This is a genomic window from Microbispora sp. H10670 (assembly GCF_014161385.1).
Lineage (GTDB): Bacteria > Actinomycetota > Actinomycetes > Streptosporangiales > Streptosporangiaceae > Microbispora > Microbispora triticiradicis.
The window spans coordinates 45,368-60,081 of the sequence record NZ_JABBWW010000024.1; the positions used below are offsets into that span (position 1 = coordinate 45,368).

Below are 14,714 nucleotides of genomic sequence, written 5' to 3' on the forward strand. Positions count from 1 at the left end.
TCGGGGCGCGGGCCGTGGCAGGGCGCCATGTTCTGAACGGCGGCGCAAACGTGTCAGGCCTCGGTGCCGTCCGCCCGGGCGGCGCAGGCCCAGGCGCAGGGAGGGGTGCGGCAGGCTCAGTCTGGTCGGACTCGGGCCGCGGCAGGCTCAGTTTGGTCGGGACTCAGGCCGCGGCAGACTGTTGTCAGAGCGCCGTGCCAGGCCGCCGCGGCAGAGTGCTGTCACAGCGCCGCGCCGCGCCGGGCCGCCGCCTCTGAGCGCTGTCCGGGCGCTGCGCCAAGCCGCCGCAGCTAAGTGCTAAGTGCTGTCAGGGCGCCTGCCAGGGCGCCGCGTCAGAGCGCTGTCAGGGCGCCGCGTCCGGGACTACGGCGAACACTGCCCGGGTCTCGGTGCCGTCCGGGAGGCGCCAGCCCGCCGTCACGTGTCCCTGAGTCCCCGTCGCGTTCTCTTCGCCGGGCCGCAGCACGCGGTTCACCCGGATCACCAGCCGTCTGTCCTGGTCCCGCTGCGGGTCTTCCCCCGAGCCAGCCCGTACGACGATGTCGGTGCATCGCGGACCGTCGGTCGCGGCCGTCGACGTGATCGGGCCGGTGATCGCCGGTCCCGTGAAGCCGCTGACGACGGAGGGGTCGGGGGTGTCGCTCACGCTCTGGGCCTGCGGCTCGGCCTCGCCCAGGAGGAGCGCCAGCAGTTGTGCGACGAGGACCGGGTCATGGGCGCCGTCGTAGACCCACCGAGACCCCAGCACCCCGTGCTCCGTCGTACCGATGAGGGCGTGGTCCGCTCCGTCGAGCGGCGCCCCCCGGTAGCTGAGCGGCACGAGATAGGAGACCGGCTCGTCACCGGACTCGTCGGTGACGACCATGAACTCGATGCCGACCTCACCCTGCGGATCGTCCAGCCGGAAGCCGCCGGCCCTGGCGAGTTCCGGACGGCGCTCCCCGCCTTCGTACCAGGACTGGGCAGGAAGCCACGCGGTGAGGAGCTCCAGCTTGCCGGGTGTCAGCGTGGTCTTGTGGATGACAGCCATAGCTCGAAGCCCTCCGTCGCGATCTCGCCACCATGCCGTCCCCCGCCGCTGGTGCCGCGAGCCGGTGGCGATCAGGATCTCACAGGCGCCGGTGACGCGAGAGCTCAGGGGTGGATCACCTCCGTACCCGCCCTGGCCAGGGCGGACGCGAGGGCGGGCGGGGGCTCCGCGTCGGTGACGAGACCGGACGGGCCGTTCAAGCCGCACACCCGGTAGGCGGCGACCCTGCCGTGCTTCTCCGTGTCGGCGAGCACGTACGTCCGCGCGGTGCGGGCGAGGATCACGCGCTTGGTCGCGACCTCGTCCAGGAAGTAGTCGGTGAGCCCGGCCTGCGCGTCCACCCCGCCCGAGCCGAGGAAGGCGACGTCGGCGCGCAGGTCCTCGAAGAACTCCAGTGTCCGGGCGTTGGAGACGGCCAGGTCGCCCTGCCGGACGCGCCCGCCGGCCACGAGCACCTCGACGCCGGGACGGCCGGCGAGCTCGGCCGCCACCAGCAGCGAGCAGGTGGCGACCACGCCGCGGAAGGACGGGGGGACGGCCCGCGCGACGTGGACCGCGGTGGTCCCCACGTCGATGATCACCGTCTGTCTCGGCCGCAGCAGCCCCGCCGCGAGCCCGCCGATCACGGCCTTCGCCTCGGACTGGCTTGTCGAGCGCTCCAGGTAGGACAGCTCCTCGCCGGTGCCCGACGCCGCCGAGGTCGCCCCGCCGTGCACGCGCACCAGTAGCGCGCGGCGTTCCAGGACCGCCAGGTCGCGCCGTACGGTCTCGTGGGACACGCCGAGCAGCGCGGCCAGGTCCTCGGTGCGTACGGTCCCCTTCCGCCCGAGGGTTTCGATGATCCGCTGGTGGCGCTGGGCGGGAAGCACGAGACCCTCTTTCGACCGACCGAACATGACCGATGTCGCCCGAGAGTGTGGATCGGCGCCCGAAAACCTGTCAACTGCCGGGCCCGAACGCGGGTGAGCGGCACGACGCCCCAGCTCGGGAGGGGTGCGCACGGTGGTGAAACGCCCGTCCCGAATGCTGGACACACGCGGATGCGCCCCTGGTCGTCCGTAGACTGGGACGGTGATTTCCCGTATCGACCTGCGCGGGTCCCTGCCCGGCGACCTGCGCGACGTGCTGCCGCGAGCCGAACTCGACGTCGAGGCCGCCCTGGAGAAGGTGCGGCCCATCTGCGAGGAGGTCCGCCATCGCGGCGCGGCGGCCGTACGGGAGCTGACCGCGCGTTTCGATGGCGTCGACATCGAGTCCGCCCGGGTGCCCGCCGAGGCGATCACCCGCGCGCTCGCGGAGCTGGACCCGGCCGTGCGCGCCGCGCTGGAGGAGTCGATCCGCCGCGCCCGCCTGGTCCACCGCGACCAGCGGCGCACCGACACGACCACGCAGGTCGTGCCGGGTGGCACGGTCACCGAGCGCTGGGTGCCGGTCGACCGCGTGGGGTTGTACGTCCCCGGCGGCCGGGCCGTCTATCCGTCCAGCGTGGTCATGAACGTCGTCCCGGCCCAGGAGGCCGGGGTCGCCTCGCTGGCGGTGGCCTCGCCCGCGCAGAAGGAGTTCGGCGGGCTGCCGCACCCCACGATCCTCGCCGCCTGCGCGCTGCTCGGAGTCGACGAGGTGTACGCGGTGGGCGGCGCCCAGGCCGTGGCGATGTTCGCCTACGGCACCGAGGAGTGCCGCCCGGCCACGATGGTGACCGGCCCGGGCAACATCTGGGTGGCGGCGGCCAAGCGCCTGCTCAAGGGCCGCATCGGCATCGACTCCGAGGCCGGCCCGACCGAGATCGCGATCCTCGCCGACGAGACCGCAGACCCCGCGCACGTCGCCGCCGACCTGATCAGTCAGGCCGAGCACGACGTGATCGCGGCGGCCGTGCTGGTCACCACCAGCCCCGAGCTGGCCGACGCGGTGGAGAAGGAGCTGCCCGGCCAGGTCGCCGCGACCCGCCACTCCGAGCGCATCACCGAGGCGCTGGCCGGCCGCCAGTCGGGCATCGTGCTCGTCTCGGACGTCGAGGACGGCCTGAAGGTCGTGGACGCCTACGCCGCCGAGCACCTGGAGATCCAGACCGCCGACGCCGCCGCGGTCGCCGCCCGCGTGCGCAACGCCGGCGCGATCTTCATCGGGCCGTACGCGCCGGTGTCGCTCGGCGACTATATGGCCGGGTCCAACCACGTGCTGCCGACCGGCGGCTGCGCCTGCCACTCCTCGGGGCTGTCGGTGCAGACGTTCCTGCGCGGCATCCACGTCGTCGACTACAGCCGCGAGGCGCTGGCCGGGGCCGCGCCGTACGTGTGCGCGCTCGCCGACGCCGAGGACCTGCCCGCCCACGGCGCCGCCGTCCGCGCCCGCTTCGACTGGGAAGTGCCCGCATGACGACCCTCGACGACCTGCCGATCCGCGACGACCTGCGCGGCAAGCACCCGTACGGCGCGCCGCAGCTCGACGTGCCGGTCCAGCTCAACACCAACGAGAACCCCTACCCGCCGTCCGCCGCGCTGATCGACGACCTCGCCCGGGCCGTACGGCAGGGCGCGGCCACGCTCAACCGCTACCCCGACAGGGATGCCATCGAGCTGCGCAAGGACCTCGCCGACTACCTCGGCCACGGGCTGACCGCACGCCAGATGTGGGCGGCCAACGGGTCCAACGAGATCATCCAGCAGATCCTCCAGGCGTTCGGCGGCCCCGGCCGCGCGGCCATCGGGTTCGAGCCGTCCTACTCGATGCACCCGATCATCGCGGGCGGCACGAACACCCGCTGGATCGAGGGCCTGCGCGAGGAGGACTTCGCGCTCGACCCCGCCGCCGCCGTGGCCGCGATCAAGGAGCACCGCCCGGACGTGGTGTTCCTGACCTCGCCGAACAACCCCACCGGCACGTCCCTGCCGCTGGAGGTGATCGAGCGGGTGCTCGCCGCCGCGCCCGGCATGGTCGTCGTGGACGAGGCGTACGCCGAGTTCGCCCGCACCGGCACGCCGTCGGCGCTGACGCTGCTGCCCGGCAACCCCCGGCTGATCGTGACGCGGACCATGTCCAAGGCGTTCGCGATGGCCGGCACCCGGCTCGGCTACCTCGCCGCCGACCCGGCGGTGGTCGACGCCCTGCTGCTGGTCCGCCTGCCGTACCACCTGTCGACGCTGACCCAGGCGGCGGCCCGGGTGGCGCTCGCGCACCGCGAGGAGCTGCTGAGCACGGTGGACGCGCTGCGCGCCGAGCGGGACGCTGTGGTGGACTGGCTGCGGGGACGCGGCCTGACGGTCGCCGACTCGGACGCCAACTTCGTGTTGTTCGGCAGGTTTTCCGATCGGCGGTCCGTCTGGGAGGGACTGCTGGAGCGCGGGGTGCTGATCCGGGAGACCGGGCCCGCGGGCTGGCTACGCGTGTCGGTCGGCACGCCGGAAGAGATGGCGGCGTTCCGCGCCGCGCTGGAAGGGGTCCTCGCATGACCGAGATCGACACGCGCCGCGGCCGGGTCGAGCGTACGACGAAGGAGACGTCGGTGCTGGTCGAGGTGGACCTCGACGGCACCGGGATCGTCGACGTGGCGACCGGCGTCGGGTTCTACGACCACATGCTCGCCCAGCTGGGCAAGCACGGCCTGTTCGACCTCACCGTGAAGACCGAGGGCGACCTGCACATCGACGCGCACCACACGATCGAGGACACCTCGATCGCGCTCGGCGCGGCCTTCCGCGAGGCCCTGGGCGACAAGTCGGGCATCCGGCGGTTCGGCAGCGCCTCCTGCCCGCTGGACGAGGCGCTCGCTCAGGTCACCGTCGACCTGTCCGGCCGGCCGTACCTCGTCCACACCGAGCCCGAGAGCATGGCCCCGATGATCGGGCCCGACTACGACACGACCATGACCCGGCACATCCTGGAGTCGTTCGTCGCGCAGGCGGCGGTCTGCCTCCACGTGCACGTGCCGTACGGGCGCAACGCGCACCACATCGTGGAGGCGCAGTTCAAGGCGCTCGCGCGGGCGCTGCGGGAGGCGTCGGAGCGGGACCCGAGGGCGACCGGGGTGCCCAGCACCAAGGGCGTGCTCTGATGACCTTCGCGTCCGGTGGCATGATCTTCATCGCGCTCTTCCTGATCGGCGGGGTCGTCTCCGGCATCCGGCAGGGGATCAAGCTGCTGGCGGCGATCGCCGGCGTCGGCGCGGCCCTGGCACTGACCGCGGGAGTGATGTGGTGGCAATGAGCAGGCGTGTGGTGGTGCTCGACTACGGGTCGGGCAACCTCCGGTCCGCGGAGCGGGCGCTCGCCCGGGTGGGCGCAGACGTTACGGTCACCGCCGACTTCGACGCGGCCCTGGAGGCGGACGGGCTCGTCGTCCCCGGCGTCGGGGCGTTCGCCGCCTGCATGGAGGGGCTGAAGAGCGTGCGCGGCGACCAGATCGTGGGGCGCCGCCTGTCCGGTGGCCGGCCGGTGCTCGGCATCTGTGTCGGCATGCAGATCCTGTTCGGCAAGGGCGTCGAGCACGGCGTCCACACGGAGGGCTGCGGCGAGTGGCCGGGCACGGTCGAGCGGCTCGACGCGCCCGTGCTGCCCCACATGGGCTGGAACACCGTGACCGCCCCGGAGGGCAGCGCGCTGTTCCAGGGGCTGGACGAGGCGACCCGCTTCTACTTCGTGCACTCCTACGGGGTGCGGAAGTGGCTGCTCCAGACGGGCGACGGCTTCCGCGAACCGCTGGTCACCTGGGCCGAGCACGGCGTGCCGTTCGTGGCCGCCGTCGAGAACGGGCCGCTGATGGCGACCCAGTTCCACCCGGAGAAGTCCGGGGACGCGGGCGCCCGGCTGCTGTCCAACTGGCTCAACACGCTGTGAGCGTGCGCGGCCCGCGGAATCCCGGTACGGCGGTGCGACACTGGGGAGCGGCGGCGCGCGACACGGAGAAGAACACGGCGAGGAACACGCCCAGGGACGCGGGCAGAAACATGGGCTCCGACCTGGAAACGGACATGGGCGCGGCCGGGCCCGGCTATAACCGTGACCAGAGCCCTGACCGCGGCTGTGACCAAGCCTGACCAGAGCGTGAACCAAGACCAGAGCGTGAACCAGGACCAGGGCGTGACCGGAAGACCTGAGCGGGAGGCTCGATGAGCAAGGAGCGGGCCCGCCGGAGGGCGGAGCGCGAGGCCGAGCGCGAGCGCCTCGCGGCGGCCCGCGCCGAACGCGAGGCGAGGGCCGCCAGGCGGCGCGAGCTGCGTGACAGGCTCGTCGGGCCCATCCGGACCGCGGTGCTCCCGCGGCCCGCCCGACCGGTGCGGGTCGCCCGGCAGCGGGGGTATCTCGCCCGCCGCCGCCGCACGGAGAACGGGGTCGCGGTCACGCTGTGGTTCCTCGTCCAGGCGCTCGCCTGGATCCTGTTCGAGTCGTGGATGGCCCGGCTGGGCGTCTTCCTCGGCTCGATCCTGCTGCTCCCGGTGCTCGTCACCATCGTTTTCGACCGGAGGTCATGACCAAATGTCGCTCGTATTGCTCCCAGCCGTCGACGTCGCCGACGGCCAGGCCGTACGCCTCGTGCAGGGTGAGGCGGGGACGGAGACCTCGTACGGGGACCCGCTCGCCGCCGCCCTCGCCTGGCAGGAGGCCGGCGCGGAGTGGATCCACCTGGTCGACCTCGACGCGGCGTTCGGGCGGGGAAGCAACCGCGAGCTGCTGGCCTCCGTCGTGGGCAGGCTCGACGTGCAGGTCGAGCTGTCCGGCGGGATCCGCGACGACGCCACGCTGGAGGCCGCGCTGGCCACCGGCTGCCGCCGGGTCAACATCGGCACCGCCGCGCTGGAGGACCCGGCGTGGTGCGCCAAGGCGATCGCCGAGTACGGCGACCGCATCGCGGTGGGGCTCGACGTGCGCGGCACCACGCTGGCCGCCCGCGGCTGGACGAAGGAGGGCGGCGACCTGTGGGAGGTCCTCGACCGGCTGGAGTCCGAGGGCTGCCCCCGCTACGTCGTCACCGACGTGACCAAGGACGGCACGCTGCGCGGTCCCAACCTCGACCTGCTGCGCCAGGTCTGCGCGCGGACCGACCGCCCGGTCGTCGCCAGCGGCGGCGTGTCGTCGCTCGACGACCTGCGGGCCATCGCGACGCTCGTGCCGGAGGGCGTCGAGGGTGCGATCGTGGGCAAGGCGCTGTACGCCCAGGCGTTCACGCTGCAGGAGGCGCTCGCGGCGGTGACGGCCGGATGAGCACCCCGACTCCCGCGCAGACGCCCGCACAGACGCCCGCACAGACATCGGCACAGGCGCAGGCACCGGCACAGACGCCTTCGACGCAGATGCCCGAGGGCCGGATCTCCTCCGGCGGTCCCTGGGAGGACCGGTACGGCTACGCCCGCGCGGTCGTCGCCGGGCCGCACGTTCTCGTGTCCGGCTGCACCGCCACCGTCGGCGGGGAGGTGCAGCACGTGGGCGACGCCTACCGGCAGACGCTCACCGCCTTCTCGATCGCGCTGGACGCCGTCGAGAAGGCCGGCACGACGCGGGCCGACGTGGTGCGCACCCGCATGTTCGTCGTGAACGCCGACGACTTCGACGCCGTGGGCAAGGCGCACGGGGAGATCTTCGGCGACGTGCGGCCCGCCTGCACGAGCGTGCAGATCGCCGGCCTCGTCGACCGGCGCATGCTGGTCGAGGTCGAGGTCGAGGCGTACCGGGCGGCAAGCGGCGGCGGGGGCTGAGCGATGACGGTAGCGGTGCGCATCATCCCCTGCCTGGACGTCGACGCCGGACGGGTGGTGAAGGGGGTCAACTTCGAGAACCTCAGGGACGCCGGCGACCCGGTCGAACTGGCCGCGCGGTACGACGCCGAGGGCGCCGACGAGCTGACCTTCCTCGACATCACGGCGTCCTCCGGTGAGCGGGAGACCATGCTCGACGTGGTGCGCCGTACGGCCGAGCAGGTCTTCATCCCGCTGACCGTCGGCGGCGGCGTGCGGTCGGCCGACGACGTCGACCGGCTGCTGCGCGCGGGCGCCGACAAGGTCGGCGTCAACACCGCCGCGATCGCCCGGCCGGAACTGCTGACGGAGACCTCCCGCCGGTTCGGGTCCCAGTGCATCGTGCTGTCGGTGGACGCGCGCCGGGTGGTCGACGGCCCGCCCACGCCCTCGGGGTTCGAGGTGACCACCCACGGCGGGCGCCGGGGGACCGGTATGGACGCGATCGAGTGGGCCAGGCGCGGCGAGGAGCTGGGGGTCGGGGAGATCCTGCTCAACTCGATGGACGGCGACGGCACCAAGACGGGGTACGACCTGGAGCTGCTGCGGGCCGTACGGGCCGCGGTGGGCATCCCCCTGATCGCCTCCGGCGGCGCCGGGCGGCTGGAGGACTTCCCGCCCGCGGTGGACGCCGGAGCGGACGCCGTGCTGGCCGCCTCGGTCTTCCACTTCGGCCAGCTCAAGATCCACGAGGTCAAGGATACGTTGCGGGCGGCCGGTCACCCGGTCCGCTGAACGTGCCGGCAGGCCGGGCCCTCACCGCCCGGCCTGCCCCGCACGTCTCCGATGATCATGTACCGGTCAGTCGTCGTCGATCTCCACGATGGCCGTGGGGAAGGCCGCGGGACCGGTGCCGAGCGAGGACGACGCCTGCGACTGGTACTGCCACTGCGCCTGGTAGGGGCCGTCACAGCCCTGCCCGGACACCTGGTGGTGGTAGGCGGAACCGGTATGGCCGACAGGGACGACCGTGTCGGCGAACGCTCTGGGCGCCGGTTGCACGGCCGACAGACCGATGGCGGCGAGGACCGCGAGACCGAGCGGGCTCGGGAATCGCATGGCGGGCATACTGCCTCCTGTCCTGCTGAGCTCCTTCTGCTGAACTCCTCTTGCTGAACTGGCGCGGGTACGGCGATCCGGATCGGCATCTCCAATGGTCACCGGGCGCGCTGTGGCCGTCCAGGCATTCAGCTGCAAACATGGCAATATGCGGACGAATCGGGCATAAGGGATTTGATGCCCTTTTCCCACCTTGGTGCGGAAAGATCGTCGTTTGCCGAGGCGAGGCGCGGACGCGGCCGGGTCGTAACGGTCCTGGCCGTTCCGGTCGCTCGCGCCGTGCCCGCGGCCGCCGTACGGCGGCTTCTGCGGAGACCGGTGTGAGAGCGGCCCGTAGGGGTAAAGGTAGGGGACCGGTGGCCGGACCCCACTCGACGAACGCCGGAGGAGCCGCGAGAAGGGCCGCATCAATGATCGCGGAAGGTGGCGTGTCCGACGCGGAGGGTGGCGCACCGAAGGGATGGGCCGGAGAGACGGGTCGAACGAGCAGGGCGCGGAGACGGGTGAGAAGAGGCCGGCGGAGCGAGGGCGGTTGCCCTGCCGGCCCTGCGTCGGCCCTGTGCCAGCCCTGTAGTCGCCCTGGCGTCGGCCCTGTCGGGAGAGTGTGGCCGTGCCGGAACGGGTTCCTTCACGGCCCTTGAGGGATATCGCGGCCGGGACGCCGCGACGGTCGGCTCAGGACCGGGTCAGGACGAGGTCAGAGCGGGGTCAGGACCGGGGTAGGACCGAGGTGAAGAAGGTGGCGAGCCGGCTGGCCCCGGTGTTGACCGTGTCGAACACGCCGCGGACGGCGCCCGCCGCCGCGTGGGGCTGGTTGTAGAGGTAGAAAACTACGAACGCGATGGCCGCGTACGTAAGAACCTTCTTCAACTTCATCGGGGGGGCCTCCTGCTGTCGGTTTCCCGGACGTTTGTACCCGGCGGCAGGAATGATCATAACTAGCCGCGAGGACACGAGCCCGTTCCGCTCTCATCGTGAGACGGAGGCGGGCCCGCCTCCGGGCCCCGGCGGTCAGCCCGACACGAGCGAGGTGAAGAAGGCCGAGAGCCGCTCCGCACCCGTCGTGATCCCCCCGAACAGGTTCCTGACCGCGGCGGCGGCGTTCGCGGGCTGGGTGAACAAGTAGAAGATCACAAACGCGACGGCCACATAGGTCAGGACCTTTTTGAGGTTCATCGGGGCTCCCAAACACTCATGTCTGGATCACATGCTGCCCCATATCAAGATGTTTACGTGGGAATTCCGGGCAGTTCCCACCATGCCCTGATCACAGGCCGAATCTCGCCTGCCGCAGCCGGGCGACCGCCTGGTCGTCCCCCTGGTAGGTCACCCGGGCGTGCTCCTGCCGGCCGAAGGCGAACAGCAGCAGCTCGGCCGGCTCGCCGGTGACCACGACGGCGGGCTCGGCCATGCGTCCCGTGGTCCTCGCCCCGTCCGTACGCTGGAGCACGACGCCCACGGGCGCCCCGCGCATGAAGAAGCGGGCGCCGCCTCGCAGCCGCCGCCAGAACGCATCCTGGAGGTCCTCGGGGAGGTCCCGGGGTTCCCATCCGGACTGAGCCCGGCGTACGTCCTCGTGGTGGACGAACAGCTCGACGGTGTTGACGATCTCGTCCAGCCGGGACACCAGGCCGTACGGCGTCCAGCGCGGCGGGCCGTTCCGCACGAGCCCGACCAGCTCGGGGTAGGAGTGACGCCGCGTGAGGCGCTCCTGCACGGCGGCGGTGTAGCCCGCCAGGAGCGGCAGCGCGATGCCGGGGGCCGCGTCGAGGCGGCGCTCGCGGAGGACGAGATGGGCCGTCAGGTCCTCGGTGGCCCAGCCCTCGCACAGCGTGGGCGCGCCGGGGCCGAGGTCGTCGAGCAGGTCGCAGAGCGCCGCGCGCTCCGTCTGGGCGTGAGTCACGTGATCAGCCTACGGCCGGCGCCCGGCCCGCCCCGAAGCGGAACGCCCGGAATAAACCGCTTGATCAGGATGATAGGGAGTATCTAGGACCAATGGCTTGGGCGGGCCTGGGGCCCGGGACCGATCCGGCGGTCCGCCCGCATGGGTATCGTCCCCGTCCGGGGCGCTCGCAGGGAGCGGCCCGGACGATCCCCGATCGGAAGGAAGCACACCGCGTGCCGACGAAGGAGTCTCCCGCGCGGCCCGGCAGCTCGATCATGCTCCAGGGTCTCAAGGTCCTCGGCGTGGCGATCAGGACGGAGCCGCGGATCTTCATCGGCGCGGTCCTCGCCAGCGCCCTCTACGGAGGGATGACCGTCGCGTCGTCCTGGGCGCTCGGCTGGGCGACCGACAACGCCGTGCTGCCGGCGTTCCGGGAGCACGAGGCCGCCACCGGAGGGCTCGTCGCCGCGGCGGCGCTGATCGTGGGCGTCGCGGTGCTCAAGGCCGCGGGCATCATGGGCCGCCGCATCCTGGCCGGTATCCACCAGTACCGCATGCAGGCCCACTCCCGCCGCGCGGTCACCCGCCAGTACCTGCGGCTGCCGCTCGCGTGGCACCATCGCCACCCGACCGGGCAGCTGCTGTCCAACGCGAACTCCGACGTCGAGGCGGCCTGGGCGCCGCTCGCGCCGCTGCCGATGGCGGTGGGCGTGGTCGTGATGCTCGTCACGGCCGCCGTGGCGATCGTGCTGGTCGACCCCGTCCTCGCCGTCGTCGGCTTCCTGATCTTCCCCGCCGTGGCCGTGCTCAACCTGGTCTACCAGCGCAGGCTGTCGCCGCTGGCCATGCGGGCCCAGGCGCTGCGGGCCGAGGTGAGCGAGGTCGCGCACGAGAGCTTCGACGGCGCGCTCGTCGTCAAGACCCTCGGCCGGGAGGACGCCGAGACCGTCCGGTTCCAGGCGAAGGCCGACGCGCTGCGGGACGCCAACATCGCCGTCGGCCGGGTCCGGGGCCTGTTCGACCCGCTGCTGGAGGCGCTGCCCACGCTCGGCGTGCTGGCCGTGCTGCTCGTCGGCGCGCTGCGCCTGGAGTCGGGCGGCGTCGCGGCCGGTGACCTGATCCAGGTGGCCTACCTGTTCACGCTCCTGTCGTTCCCCATCCGGGCGCTCGGCTGGGTGCTGGCCGAGCTGCCGCGCAGCGTCGTCGGCTGGACGCGGATCAGGGAGGTCCTCGACGCCACCGGCTCCATGGAGCACGGCACGGCCCGCCTGGACGCCCCCGGCCCGGCCCGGCTGGCCGCGGAGGGCGTCGGCTTCGCGTACGTCCCCGGGAGCCCGGTGCTGAAGGACGTGACCTTCACGGTCACACCGGGCCGCACGACCGCGATCGTCGGCCCGACCGGCGCCGGCAAGTCGACCCTCACCCAGTTGCTCGCGCGGCTCGTCGACCCCGGTGAGGGCGTCGTACGGGTCGACGGGGTCGACCTGCGCGACGCGGCCAGGGGGGAGGTCAGCCGGTCGGTGGCGCTCGTCCCGCAGCAGACGTTCCTGTTCGACGACACCGTGCGCGGCAACGTCACCCTCGGCGAGGCCGTCCCGGACGAGCGGGTCTGGGCCGCGCTGCGCCTCGCGCAGGCCGACGGCTTCGTCAGCGGGCTGCCGTCGGGCCTCGACACCCGGATCGGCGAGCGCGGCGCGACGCTGTCCGGCGGGCAGCGGCAGCGCCTCGCGCTGGCCCGCGCCCTGGTGCGCGAGCCCCGGCTGCTGATCCTCGACGACGCCACGTCCAGCGTCGACCCGCAGGTCGAGAAGCGCATCCTGTACGGCCTGCGCGACGGCGCCGCCGAGGCCACGGTGATCGTGGTCGCCTACCGGATGGCCACGATCGCCCTCGCCGACGAGGTCGTCTACCTGGAGCAGGGCGTGGTCGCCGACCAGGGCGCGCACGAGGAACTGCTGGCCCGCTGCGCGGGCTACCGCGCCCTCGTCACCGCGTACGAGCGCGAGGAGGCCGAACGGGCCGCGCTCGACAGCGGTGAGGAGGTCGTGGCGTGACGAACCTTCCACGGCGCGCAGTGAGGCTTTCGGTGAGGTTTTCAGTGAGGCTTTCAGCGAGGAGTGTGACCCGGTGACCGCCGTCACGGACACGGGGAAGACCGGCGGGAAGACCGGCGCGGAGACCGGGGAGGCCTCCGCGCTGCGGTCGGCGGAGCGCGGGGCGGTGGAGACGCTCAGGCAGGGCCTGCGGCTGTCGCCGGAGTTCCGCCGCGGGATCGCCGGGACCCTGGCGCTGGCCGTGCTGGCCACGCTGGGCAAGGTCGTCGTGCCGGTCGCCGTGCAGCAGGTGATCGACCGGGGCCTCGGGCAGGGCGCGCCCGACGTGCCGTTCATCCGCGACGCCGTCGCCCTGTGCGCGGTCGCGGTGGCGCTGACCGCGGTGTGCGGCTACCTGATGAACGTGCGGCTCTACCGCTCCACGGAGTCGGGCCTGGCCACCCTGCGCGGCAAGGGCTTCCGGCACGTGCACGACCTGTCGGTGCTCACGCAGAACAGCGAGCGGCGCGGCGGCCTGGTCTCCCGGGTCACCGGCGACGTCGACCAGATCAGCGCCTTCATGCAGTGGGGCGGGCTGATGGTCATCGTGTCCGTCGGCCAGCTGCTGGTCGCGACCGTGCTCATGGCCGTCTACTCCTGGCAGCTCACGCTGCTGGTGTGGGCCTGCTTCCTGCCGGTGATGCTGGCGCTGCCGAGGTTCCAGCGCCTGGTGGCCAGGGCGTACACCCGGGTGCGCGAGCGGGCCGGCGACGTGCTCGCCGCCGTCAGCGAGTCGGTCGTCGGCAGCGGCGTGATCCGCGCGTACGGCTCGGAGGACCGCACCGCCGAGCGGATCGACCGGGCGGTGGACGGGATGCGCGCGGCGCAGACCCGGGCCCAGAAGATCGTCGGCTTCACGTTCCCGACCACCGAGCTGGTCGCCTCGGCCGCCGTCGCGCTGGTGGTCGTCGCCGGGGTCGAGCTGGGCGTCGCCGGGTCCATCACGGCGGGCCGGCTCATCGCGTTCCTGTTCCTCATCACGCTGTTCGTCAGCCCCCTGCAGACCGCGACCGAGGTGCTGAACGAGGCGCAGAACGCGATCGCGGGCTGGCGCCGCATCCTCGGCGTGCTCGACACCCCGGCCGACGTGGCCGACCCGGAGAACGGCGCGACGCTGCCGCGCGGCCCGATCACGGTCCGCTTCGAGGGCGTCGGCTTCGCGTACCCGGGGGGGCCGCCCGTCCTGCACGAGGTGTCGGCCGAGATCGCCCCGCGCACGCGGGTCGCGGTGGTGGGGGAGACCGGCTCGGGCAAGACGACGTTCGCCAAACTCCTCACCCGGCTCATGGACCCGACCTCCGGCAGGATCACGGTGGACGGGGTCGACCTGCGCGAGGTCGGCTTCGCCTCCCTGAGGGAGCGGATCGTCATGGTCCCGCAGGACGGCTTCCTGTTCGACTCGACCCTCGCCGGCAACATCCGGTTCGGGCGTCCCTCCGCCACCGACGAGGAGATCACGCGGGCGCTGACCGAGCTCGGCCTGGCCGACTGGCTCGACGGCCTCCCGGCCGGTCTGGACACCCCCGTCGGGCAGCGCGGCGAGTCGCTGTCGGCCGGTGAGCGGCAGCTGGTCGCGCTGGCCCGGGCCTACCTCGCCGATCCCGACCTGCTGCTGCTCGACGAGGCCACCTCCGCCGTGGACCCCGCCACCGAGGTGCGGCTCGCCCGGGCGCTCGACGGGGTGACCCGGGGCCGTACGGCGGTCTCGATCGCCCATCGCCTGTCCACCGCCGAGGCGGCCGACGAGATCCTGGTGTTCGAGCACGGCCGGATCGTCCAGCGCGGCCCCCACGCCGTGCTCGCCGCCCAGCCCGGCGTGTACGCGGACCTCTACGCGTCGTGGACCACCGCCACCACCGTCCGGTGACACCGGGGGAGGGCTTGCGGGGAGCGGCGGCGGGACGGCAGGGAGCGGCG

At 72.8% G+C, this 14,714-nt stretch carries 17 protein-coding genes; 11 read left to right on the plus strand and 6 right to left on the minus strand.

Annotation, left to right across the window (positions count from 1 at the left end):
* Positions 1-343: 343 nt before the first annotated feature.
* Positions 344-1,030, minus strand: coding sequence for a maltokinase N-terminal cap-like domain-containing protein (locus HHX33_RS27405; protein WP_182877119.1), 687 nt, complete (start codon positions 1,028-1,030; stop codon positions 344-346).
* Between the two features lie 104 nt (positions 1,031-1,134).
* Complete coding sequence (locus tag HHX33_RS27410) at positions 1,135-1,899, minus strand: DeoR/GlpR family DNA-binding transcription regulator (RefSeq protein ID WP_182877120.1); 765 nt, start codon at positions 1,897-1,899, stop codon at positions 1,135-1,137.
* Positions 1,900-2,101: 202 nt separating this feature from the next.
* Between HHX33_RS27410 and hisD the strand changes: the two genes are divergently transcribed.
* The 9 genes from hisD to hisF all read left to right on the plus strand — a co-directional run bounded on the left by hisD (position 2,102) and on the right by hisF (position 8,495).
* Positions 2,102-3,409, plus strand: coding sequence for a histidinol dehydrogenase (hisD, locus tag HHX33_RS27415; RefSeq protein WP_111697415.1), 1,308 nt, complete (start codon positions 2,102-2,104; stop codon positions 3,407-3,409).
* Entirely contained in the window at positions 3,406-4,482 is a 1,077-nt protein-coding gene (locus tag HHX33_RS27420) for a histidinol-phosphate transaminase (protein ID WP_182877121.1), read from the plus strand. The genes hisD and HHX33_RS27420 overlap by 4 nt, the downstream gene beginning before the upstream one ends.
* Entirely contained in the window at positions 4,479-5,084 is a 606-nt protein-coding gene (gene hisB / locus HHX33_RS27425) for an imidazoleglycerol-phosphate dehydratase HisB (RefSeq protein ID WP_182877122.1), read from the plus strand. Before HHX33_RS27420 ends, hisB begins: the two co-directional genes overlap by 4 nt.
* Complete coding sequence (locus HHX33_RS27430; RefSeq protein WP_165900426.1) at positions 5,084-5,236, plus strand: hypothetical protein; 153 nt, start codon at positions 5,084-5,086, stop codon at positions 5,234-5,236. The genes hisB and HHX33_RS27430 overlap by 1 nt, the downstream gene beginning before the upstream one ends.
* Positions 5,233-5,865: an imidazole glycerol phosphate synthase subunit HisH gene (gene hisH, locus HHX33_RS27435; protein WP_182877123.1), complete on the plus strand. Its 633-nt coding sequence runs from the start codon at positions 5,233-5,235 to the stop codon at positions 5,863-5,865. Before HHX33_RS27430 ends, hisH begins: the two co-directional genes overlap by 4 nt.
* Before the next feature lie 272 nt (positions 5,866-6,137).
* Entirely contained in the window at positions 6,138-6,500 is a 363-nt protein-coding gene (locus tag HHX33_RS27440; RefSeq protein WP_111697419.1) for a hypothetical protein, read from the plus strand.
* Positions 6,501-6,504: 4 nt separating this feature from the next.
* Complete coding sequence (gene priA / locus HHX33_RS27445) at positions 6,505-7,230, plus strand: bifunctional 1-(5-phosphoribosyl)-5-((5-phosphoribosylamino)methylideneamino)imidazole-4-carboxamide isomerase/phosphoribosylanthranilate isomerase PriA (protein WP_111697420.1); 726 nt, start codon at positions 6,505-6,507, stop codon at positions 7,228-7,230.
* Positions 7,227-7,721 (plus strand): RidA family protein, encoded by a 495-nt coding sequence (locus HHX33_RS27450; RefSeq protein ID WP_259402909.1) that lies wholly within the window; start codon positions 7,227-7,229, stop codon positions 7,719-7,721. Before priA ends, HHX33_RS27450 begins: the two co-directional genes overlap by 4 nt.
* Before the next feature lie 3 nt (positions 7,722-7,724).
* Positions 7,725-8,495, plus strand: a complete 771-nt coding sequence (gene hisF, locus HHX33_RS27455; protein ID WP_111697422.1) for an imidazole glycerol phosphate synthase subunit HisF — start codon at positions 7,725-7,727, stop codon at positions 8,493-8,495.
* 66 nt (positions 8,496-8,561) lie between these two features.
* Here the strand turns inward: hisF and HHX33_RS27460 are convergent, their stop codons facing one another.
* From HHX33_RS27460 to HHX33_RS27475, 4 genes are all read right to left on the minus strand, one after another.
* Positions 8,562-8,819: a hypothetical protein gene (locus tag HHX33_RS27460; protein WP_182877124.1), complete on the minus strand. Its 258-nt coding sequence runs from the start codon at positions 8,817-8,819 to the stop codon at positions 8,562-8,564.
* Positions 8,820-9,527: 708 nt separating this feature from the next.
* Positions 9,528-9,695 (minus strand): hypothetical protein, encoded by a 168-nt coding sequence (locus HHX33_RS27465; protein WP_165900427.1) that lies wholly within the window; start codon positions 9,693-9,695, stop codon positions 9,528-9,530.
* 135 nt (positions 9,696-9,830) lie between these two features.
* Positions 9,831-9,995, minus strand: a complete 165-nt coding sequence (locus tag HHX33_RS27470) for a hypothetical protein (RefSeq protein ID WP_167521588.1) — start codon at positions 9,993-9,995, stop codon at positions 9,831-9,833.
* Between the two features lie 91 nt (positions 9,996-10,086).
* Complete coding sequence (locus tag HHX33_RS27475; RefSeq protein WP_182877125.1) at positions 10,087-10,722, minus strand: TIGR03085 family metal-binding protein; 636 nt, start codon at positions 10,720-10,722, stop codon at positions 10,087-10,089.
* Between the two features lie 257 nt (positions 10,723-10,979).
* On the opposite strand from HHX33_RS27475, the gene HHX33_RS27480 reads away from it, so the two are divergent.
* Positions 10,980-12,758 carry an ABC transporter ATP-binding protein gene (locus HHX33_RS27480; protein ID WP_182877168.1) on the plus strand — a complete coding sequence of 593 codons (1,779 nt, stop codon included), beginning with the start codon at positions 10,980-10,982 and terminating at the stop codon, positions 12,756-12,758.
* 73 nt (positions 12,759-12,831) lie between these two features.
* The gene (locus HHX33_RS27485; protein ID WP_182877126.1) at positions 12,832-14,664 is read left to right on the plus strand and encodes an ABC transporter ATP-binding protein; all 1,833 of its coding nucleotides are present in this window, start codon (positions 12,832-12,834) and stop codon (positions 14,662-14,664) included.
* Positions 14,665-14,714: the final 50 nt, after the last annotated feature.

What these genes read in the sequence shown, in the direction of transcription:
- hisH (WP_182877123.1), top strand. Translation starts at nt 5,233, where the DNA reads ATGAGCAGGCGTGTGGTGGTGCTCGACTACGGGTCGGGCAACCTCCGG.
- HHX33_RS27480 (WP_182877168.1), top strand. Translation starts at nt 10,980, where the DNA reads ATGCTCCAGGGTCTCAAGGTCCTCGGCGTGGCGATCAGGACGGAGCCG.
- priA (WP_111697420.1), top strand. Translation starts at nt 6,505, where the DNA reads ATGTCGCTCGTATTGCTCCCAGCCGTCGACGTCGCCGACGGCCAGGCC.
- HHX33_RS27430 (WP_165900426.1), top strand. Translation starts at nt 5,084, where the DNA reads ATGACCTTCGCGTCCGGTGGCATGATCTTCATCGCGCTCTTCCTGATC.
- hisB (WP_182877122.1), top strand. Translation starts at nt 4,479, where the DNA reads ATGACCGAGATCGACACGCGCCGCGGCCGGGTCGAGCGTACGACGAAG.
- HHX33_RS27470 (WP_167521588.1), bottom strand. Translation starts at nt 9,995, where the DNA reads ATGAACCTCAAAAAGGTCCTGACCTATGTGGCCGTCGCGTTTGTGATC.
- hisF (WP_111697422.1), top strand. Translation starts at nt 7,725, where the DNA reads ATGACGGTAGCGGTGCGCATCATCCCCTGCCTGGACGTCGACGCCGGA.
- HHX33_RS27450 (WP_259402909.1), top strand. Translation starts at nt 7,227, where the DNA reads ATGAGCACCCCGACTCCCGCGCAGACGCCCGCACAGACGCCCGCACAG.
- HHX33_RS27465 (WP_165900427.1), bottom strand. Translation starts at nt 9,695, where the DNA reads ATGAAGTTGAAGAAGGTTCTTACGTACGCGGCCATCGCGTTCGTAGTT.
- HHX33_RS27440 (WP_111697419.1), top strand. Translation starts at nt 6,138, where the DNA reads ATGAGCAAGGAGCGGGCCCGCCGGAGGGCGGAGCGCGAGGCCGAGCGC.
- HHX33_RS27405 (WP_182877119.1), bottom strand. Translation starts at nt 1,030, where the DNA reads ATGGCTGTCATCCACAAGACCACGCTGACACCCGGCAAGCTGGAGCTC.
- HHX33_RS27460 (WP_182877124.1), bottom strand. Translation starts at nt 8,819, where the DNA reads ATGCGATTCCCGAGCCCGCTCGGTCTCGCGGTCCTCGCCGCCATCGGT.
- HHX33_RS27420 (WP_182877121.1), top strand. Translation starts at nt 3,406, where the DNA reads ATGACGACCCTCGACGACCTGCCGATCCGCGACGACCTGCGCGGCAAG.